The organism is Micromonospora sp. NPDC003776 (genome assembly GCF_053605645.1).
Window position 1 is genome coordinate 1 of sequence record NZ_JBSGJR010000379.1, and the last position, 6,982, is coordinate 6,982.

General features: G+C 72.0%; 7 protein-coding genes. 4 read left to right on the forward strand and 3 right to left on the reverse strand.

The features are described from left to right. Positions 1-57: 57 nt before the first annotated feature. The 3 genes from ACWEVO_RS25355 to ACWEVO_RS25365 form a co-directional block, all read right to left on the reverse strand. Positions 58-945 carry a glycine betaine ABC transporter substrate-binding protein gene (locus ACWEVO_RS25355; protein ID WP_452310017.1) on the reverse strand — a complete coding sequence of 296 codons (888 nt, stop codon included), beginning with the start codon at positions 943-945 and terminating at the stop codon, positions 58-60. 76 nt (positions 946-1,021) lie between these two features. Beyond that, complete coding sequence (locus ACWEVO_RS25360) at positions 1,022-1,903, reverse strand: ABC transporter permease (RefSeq protein ID WP_452310018.1); 882 nt, start codon at positions 1,901-1,903, stop codon at positions 1,022-1,024. After that, positions 1,900-3,195, reverse strand: a complete 1,296-nt coding sequence (locus ACWEVO_RS25365; RefSeq protein ID WP_452310019.1) for a quaternary amine ABC transporter ATP-binding protein — start codon at positions 3,193-3,195, stop codon at positions 1,900-1,902. The genes ACWEVO_RS25360 and ACWEVO_RS25365 overlap by 4 nt, the downstream gene beginning before the upstream one ends. A 513-nt stretch (positions 3,196-3,708) precedes the next feature. Between ACWEVO_RS25365 and ACWEVO_RS25370 the strand changes: the two genes are divergently transcribed. From ACWEVO_RS25370 to ACWEVO_RS25385, 4 genes are all read left to right on the forward strand, one after another. Next, on the forward strand, positions 3,709-4,335 hold the full coding sequence (locus tag ACWEVO_RS25370; protein ID WP_452310020.1) for a biliverdin-producing heme oxygenase: 627 nt from the start codon (positions 3,709-3,711) through the stop codon (positions 4,333-4,335). Between the two features lie 267 nt (positions 4,336-4,602). Further along, positions 4,603-4,872 (forward strand): hypothetical protein, encoded by a 270-nt coding sequence (locus tag ACWEVO_RS25375; protein ID WP_452310021.1) that lies wholly within the window; start codon positions 4,603-4,605, stop codon positions 4,870-4,872. After that, complete coding sequence (locus ACWEVO_RS25380) at positions 4,872-5,909, forward strand: hypothetical protein (protein ID WP_452310022.1); 1,038 nt, start codon at positions 4,872-4,874, stop codon at positions 5,907-5,909. The genes ACWEVO_RS25375 and ACWEVO_RS25380 overlap by 1 nt, the downstream gene beginning before the upstream one ends. A 99-nt stretch (positions 5,910-6,008) precedes the next feature. Next, the gene (locus ACWEVO_RS25385; RefSeq protein WP_452310023.1) at positions 6,009-6,968 is read left to right on the forward strand and encodes a TIGR03560 family F420-dependent LLM class oxidoreductase; all 960 of its coding nucleotides are present in this window, start codon (positions 6,009-6,011) and stop codon (positions 6,966-6,968) included. The last annotated feature ends 14 nt before the right edge of the window (positions 6,969-6,982 follow it).

A 6,982-nucleotide genomic window follows, 5' to 3' on the forward strand; every position in this document is an offset into this window, starting at 1 on the left:
CTATGGGCCCGGGGGGCCCCCCCCCACGGGGGGGCCCCCCTCGTGCTCACGGGGTGCTCAGGAGAGCGTCTTGAGATAGTCGGGGTTGGCCTTCAGCCACTCCGTCACGGCCTTCTCCTCGTCACCCTTGTGGGTGTTGAACATCTGGTCCTCCAGGGACCCGAGCTGCTGGGCGTCCATCTTGAACTTCTTCAGCATCGCGGTGACCTCGGGGAAGTCCTTGCCGAAGCCCTTACGGGCGAAGGTGTTGATCTGCTCGGCCCGGCCGAGGGCGCCCTTCGGGTCGGCGAGGTCCTTCAGCTCGTACTTCGCGTACGCCCAGTGCGGGTGCCAGAGGGTGACCACGATCGGCTTCTGGTCGGCGATCGCGCCGTCGAGCGCGGCGAGCATGGCCGGGGTGGAGGAGGTCTTCAGCTTCAGCTTGCCGTCCAGGCCGTAGCCGGGCAGCACCTTCTCCTGGGTGGCCTTGGTCAGGCCGGCGCCCGGCTCGATGCCGATCAGCTGGCCGCCGAAGGTGTCGGCCTTGGCGGCCAGGTCCTCGAGCGAGTCGACGCCCTGCACGTACTTCGGCACGGCGATGCTCAGGCTGGCGTCGTCGTGCCAGACGCCGAGCTTCTCCAGCTTGTCGCCGTACTTCTCGACGTAGGAGGCGTGCGTCTGGGGCAGCCAGCCGTCCAGGAACAGGTCGATGTCGCCGTTGGCGAGGCCGCCGTAGACGAGGCCGGCCTCCAGGTTCTTCAGCTGGACCCGGTAGCCCTTCTCCTCCAGGATGTGCTGCCACAGGTGCGACGCGGCGATCGCCTCGTCCCAGGCCATGTAGCCGATGGTGATCTTCTTGCCGTTGCCGGACGCGCCGTCCGACTTCGCGCCGCAGGCGGCCGCGCCGCCCAGGGCCAGGGTGGCGGTCACCGCCAGCGCGAGGACGCGCTTCAGTGTCGTGAACACGGGGTTTCCCTTCCTGTTCGGGGTGCCGGCGGTCCCGCGTACGCGGGACCAGGGGTGCCGGCGGGGAGGGCGACGGTCAGGCGGCCTGCCGCGCGAGGCGCTGCGCCCGTGCGGACGGGAACCGGTCGCCCACCGAGTCGGTGAGCCGGTCGAGCACCACGGCCAGGACCACGACGGCGATTCCGCCCTCGAAGCCGCTGCCCACCTCGACCTGGGACAGCGCGAACATGATCACGTCGCCGAGGCCGCCCGCGCCGACCATGCCGGCGATGACCACCATGGACAGGGCCAGCATGATGACCTGGTTGACGCCGGTCATGATGGTGGGCAGGGCCAGCGGCAGCTTGGTCCGCAGCAGCACCATCCACGGCGGCGCGCCGAACGACTCGGCGGCCTGGACGATCTCCTTGTCGACCTGGCGCAGGCCCAGCGCGGTCAGGCGTACGCCGGGCGGCATGCTGAACACCAGAGTGGCCAGCACGCCCGGCACGGTGCCGATGCCGAAGAAGAAGATCGCCGGAATGAGATAGACGAACGCCGGCATGGTCTGCATCAGGTCCAGCACCGGCCGGGCCAGCGCGGCGGCGCGCTTGTTCTCGGCCACGAAGACGCCCAGCGGGATCGCCAGCAGCAACGCCAGCACGCTGGCCACGAGCACCTGCGCGAGCGTGCTCATGGTCTCCTCCCAGTACGGCATCCCGGCCACCAGGCCGAGGCCGACGGCCGTGCCGAGGCCGAACTTCCAGCCGCGCAGCCACCAGCCGAGCGCGGCCAGGACCAGCACGACCACCACCGCGGGTACGCCGGTGAGCAGGTCGCTGAGCGGGCGTACCAGGGCGTCGACCACCGCGGCGACGCCGTCGAAGAACGGGCCGAGGGTGCTGGTGGCCCAGTCCACCGCCGACTCGGTCCAGGCGCCCAGGGGCACCCGGGGCAGCCAGCTGTCCAGTGGGCTCATGCCGCCGCTCCCTTCGTCCCGACCAGCTCGACGTCGTCCGCCGCGGCCGGCTCGTCCGGGGTGGCGGCGGCCAGCGCGCTGAGCAGCGTGATCCGGGGGATCACCCCGGTGAGTCGGCCGCGTTCGTCGAGCACCGCGACGGGGTGCTGGCTCTCGGCGCAGTCGGCGAAGAGATCGGCCACCGCGGTGTCCCCGGTGACCGTGCGGACCCGCTCGGTGGAGACGTACCCGTCGAGGTTGGGGCGACCCTCGCGGAGCGCGCGCAGCACCTCGTCCTCGGTGACGGTACCCAGGAACCTCTTCATCGGCCCGGTCACGTAGACCACCGAGGTCTGGCTCTCCCGCAACACCTTGGCGGCCACCCGGGGACCGGCGTTGACGTCCAGGACGGCCTGGGGTTTCTCCATCACCGACGCGGCGGTGAGGATGCGGGTGCGGTCCACGTCGGCCACGAACTGCGCCACGTACCCGTTGGCCGGGTCGGTGAGGATCTCCTCGGCGGTGCCGATCTGGACGATCCGGCCGTCGCGCATCACCGCGATCCGGTCGCCGAGCCGCATCGCCTCGTTGAGGTCGTGGGTGATGAAGATGATCGTCTTGCCCAGCTCGGCCTGCAGCTCCAGCAGCTGGTCCTGGATCTCCCGGCGGATGAGCGGGTCCAGGGCCGAGAACGCCTCGTCCATCAGCAGGATGTCGGTGCCGGCCGCGAGCGCGCGGGCCAGCCCGACCCGCTGCCGCATGCCGCCGGAGAGGTCGTGGGGGAGCTTGTCCGCCCACTCCTCCAGGCCCACCATCCGCAGCGCGTCCAGGGCCCGTTCGCGTCGCTCCGCCTTGGGCAGTCCGGCGACCTCCAGCGCGTAGCCGGCGTTCTCCAGCACCGTCCGGTGTGGCATGAGCGCGAAGTGCTGGAAGACCATGCTGATCTTCTCCCGGCGCAGCTTGCGCAGCGCGGCGGGCTTCAACGTGGTGAGTTCGACCCCGTCGACCCGCACGCTGCCCCTGGTCGGGCGGAGCAGGCCGTTGAGCATCCGGATGAGGGTCGACTTGCCGGAGCCGGAGAGGCCCATCACGACGAAGATCTCGCCGGGGCGTACCTCGAAGTTCGCGTCGATCACGGCGGCCGTGGCCGGCAGCCCGGCCAGGGCTTCGGCGCGGGGTGCGCCGGTCGCCAGGCGTCTTACCGCTTCGTCAGCTCGATTGCCGAATATTTTGTAGAGCGACTTCACTGCGAGCGCGGACACGATCCCCTCTCCGACAGAAACCGCCGGCGGTTTCGCGCCAGCGGTGACCATCTTCGCGTCTCGTCCGTCATATCAACATCGGTCACATCAATGAGGCCGTGAGGGCCGGGCCAGAAACCTACCGATGTCATCAGCACAAATCCAGCCGCGACTACGGGGAATGTGGATTTAGCCACAAAAGAGCGTGGCTGAATTCGGTCGTCGATGCACTTCCGGTACTCGCCACCCGCGCCGCTGAACGGGAGATTTCTCCAGGCCATGGGCCGGTGGCGCGATCCTGGTGGGGCGTCGTCGGCCGGATCTGCCGGCTGTCCTCGGCCGCGAATATGAAGGCGGCGATAGGGGACTGTCACGTGTTCGTCATATTTCCGTCCGGGTCCGCCGTCGAATCCCGTTGGGTCGGGGGTCTGGTTTCCGGGATGCGGCCGCGCGTCATAGCAGATCTACACCTCTGGATCTAATTGCCGGGTTCCATTCGCGTCGTCGAACTGTCATGTGGCCCGCGCCGCTCGCCTGAACCGGCTTCCGGGCCGTCCGTACCGGCCGGTCGGGCATACTTGCCGGATGCCGAAGGAGGTTCAGCCCCGGCGTACGGAGCCGGTGTCGCCCGTGCTCGCCGCGCTGCGCGACGGCACCCGGGAGCACCACCTCGCCCTGGAACGCCAGCTGGACCTGCCCGGCCGGATCCGGACCCGGAGCGACCTGGGCGTCGTGCTGGCCGCGATGCTGGCCGCCTGGGCGCCGCTGGAGCGGGCCCTCGCCGCGGCCGACTGGTCGGGGCTGCCGCTCGACGCCCGGCTCGGTGAGGCGACCCCGCTGCTCCGCGCCGACCTGGCCACCCTCGGGGTCGACTCCGCCGGGTCGCCCGGTGCGTCCGACATCCGGTTCGACACCACCGCGCGGGCGGCGGGCGGCCGGTACGTGCTGCTCGGCAGCGCCCTGGGCGGCAGCGTCATCGCCCCCGCCGTGGAGCGCCGCCTCGACCTCGCCGAGGGCGCGGCGACCGGGTTCTTCCGCCGCGCCGGCCGGGGGCCCGGGCCCGACTGGCGGGACTTCCGCCTCGCCCTGGCCGGTCGCGAGTGGTCCCCGACGGAGTCGCGGGAGGCGACCGAGGCCGCCCGGGAGACGTTCACCTTCGTCGGCCGGGCCGCCGCGCCCATCCTCGCCCGCCGCGCCGACCGCGCCGCCTGACCGGCCGCCGCTCCACCGCTGCGCAACCGGATCGAGGACAGCCCGGCCGACGGATGGCCGACAGGACGACAAAGACCCTTCCGGCGCATTGTTCATACAGGTGGAGAGGCTGCGGATGGCGGGCCACATCCCATCCCTCCGGGTGCCAGCCAGGTCAGGACGAGCACGTCACCCACCTCCGGCCGGCCCCCCGACGCGCACCGCCGGGCGGTCGACCGGGCGCACCGGCGTACGCCGGGCGCACGAGCAAGGAAGGAGGGGGCGGAGATGGCCGCTCCCACCGTCGCCGCGAGCCTGAACGCCTCGACCTACTCCCCGGGCGACCAGATGACCCTCACGGTCACCTACGGCGACCCGGACACGAAGACCCTCACGGTCACCGTCGTGGTGACCGACGCGCAGGGCAACAGCAGCGCCCCGGCCAAGGTCACCGCCGTCATCGACCCGCTCACCGTCACCGTCGCCGACGATTCCGGCCGGGCGTGGAGCAAGGTCTCCGACACCGGCACCGTGGCGGTGTACCGGGCGGTGGCGTGATGCCCCGGGTCACCGTCACGGTGCGGGACCGGGGCGGACACACCGCCACGGCGACCGCCGACTACACCGTCGCCCCGCCGGTCCTGGGCGGCTACTACCTCGCCGGCAACGCCGACCCCACGGCGGACCTGGCCGGCGGCAACTTCCGCTCGCTCACCCAGTACCGCAGCTTCGCCGACGGGTACGTCTTCCCCGGCTACCACAACACCTGGCTGCCCACGCTCGGCCGCAACGGCATGGCCGTCAACATGGTGCTGGAGCTGAAGCACTACGGCGCGGCCGACACCGGGCCGCAGAGCTTCACCGTGGACGGGGTCGGCTACACCGTCCCCGCCCCCGCGATGACCATCCAGCAGCGCCCGGGGACCACCTGGCCGAAGGCGTACGGCTACGGGCAGGTCCTCGCCGGGCTCTGCGACGGGCTCCTCGCCCGGGCCCTGTCCCAGTACCGCGCCCTGGGCTTCCCGGTGAACATCCAGCTCACCTCCGAACTGGACACCGACCACGAGTTCGGCACCACCGAGTCCGGGGTGGCCTACACCTGGGCCGACTCGGACGCCCGGGCGGTGCAGGCGATGACGTACATCGTGAACTGGTTCAAGGCCCGCCCGCTGCCGGCCGGCACCACCTTCTCGGTCGGGTCCGGCGGCTTCGACCGGGCCGCTTACCAGCGCACCCACCCGGAGGCGCTGATGGCCAAGCTCGACTTCCTCCAGTGGAACGTCTACGCCACCGACCCGACCCACACCGCGCTGGGCCGGTTCCGCCGCACCAAAGACTGGGCGGTGGCGGACCTCGGCCCGGTGGCGCTGGCCCGACCGGTGCTCATCGCCGAGTGGGGAGTGCGGAAGGCGGAGTTCCCCGACCAGGCGGCCTGGATCGCCACCGTGCCGCCGGCCGTCGCCCAGCTCAACGCCGAGCGCGGGCCCCGGATCGTGCGCACCAACTACTTCAACTCGGGCTGGGGCACCCTCACCCCGAAGGACACCGGGCTGGCCGCGCTGCGGGCCGCCTACGCCACCCGGCCGTACGTGTGACCGGCCCCCCGGTGGGCGACCCGCCCCGGTCGCCCACCGGCCCGCCGCCGCTACCCTCGTCCCCCGGCCCGGACCATCCGGGCGGACGAGGAGGCGCGGGTGAGCGGGATCCGGTGGGGCGTGGTGCTGCCCCAGGGCTGGCGATCGGACCTGACCCACCTGGCCGACCCGGTGGCCGGGTTCGAGGCGATGGTCGGGGTGGCCCGGGAAGCCGACGAGCTGGGCTGCGACTCGGTCTGGCTCTACGACCACGTGCAGGCCGTCTCGGGCGAGCCGGAGACCACCTTCGAGTGCTGGACCAGCCTGGCCGCGATCGCCCGGGAGACCCGGCGGGTCCGGCTCGGCCAGATCGTCACCTGCAACAGCTTCCGCAACCCGGCCCTGCTGGCGAAGATGGCCGCCACCCTCGACGTGGCCAGCGCCGGCCGGGCCTTCCTCGGCCTCGGCGCCGGCTGGGACCAGCGCGAGTACGACGCCTACGGCTTCCCGGCGCCGTACCCGTCGACGGGGGAGCGGCTGACCCGGCTGGACGAGGCGGCTGCCGTGGTCACCGCGATGCTGCGCGCGCCGGTCGCCACCGTCGAGGGCCGGCACCATTCGGTACGCGGGGCGCAGAACGTGCCGACCGGGGCGGGCCGGACGCCCGTACCGCTGCTGATCGGTGGCAGCGGCGAGAAGCGCACGCTGCGGACGGTGGCCCGGTACGCGGACGCCTGCAACCTCACCGACCACACCGACCCGGCCTTCTACCGCCACAAGCTGGACGTGCTGGCCGGGCACTGCGCCGACCTCGGCCGCGACTACGACGCGATCCTGAAGACCGCCTCCTTCTCCGTCTTCACCGGCGCCACCGACGCCGAGGTCACCGGCCGGCTGAACGGGCGGGACCCGGCCGCGACGGCCGGGGGCAGCGCCGTCGGCACCCCCGCCGAACTGGTCGAGGTCTTCGGCCGGCTGGTCGAGGCCGGCATGGATTACTTCATCCTCTACTTCCACGAGCCCACCGACCTCGCCCCGATGCGCCTGTTCGCCCGGGAGGTCGTGCCGCAGCTCGGCTGAGGCCGGGGCCGGCC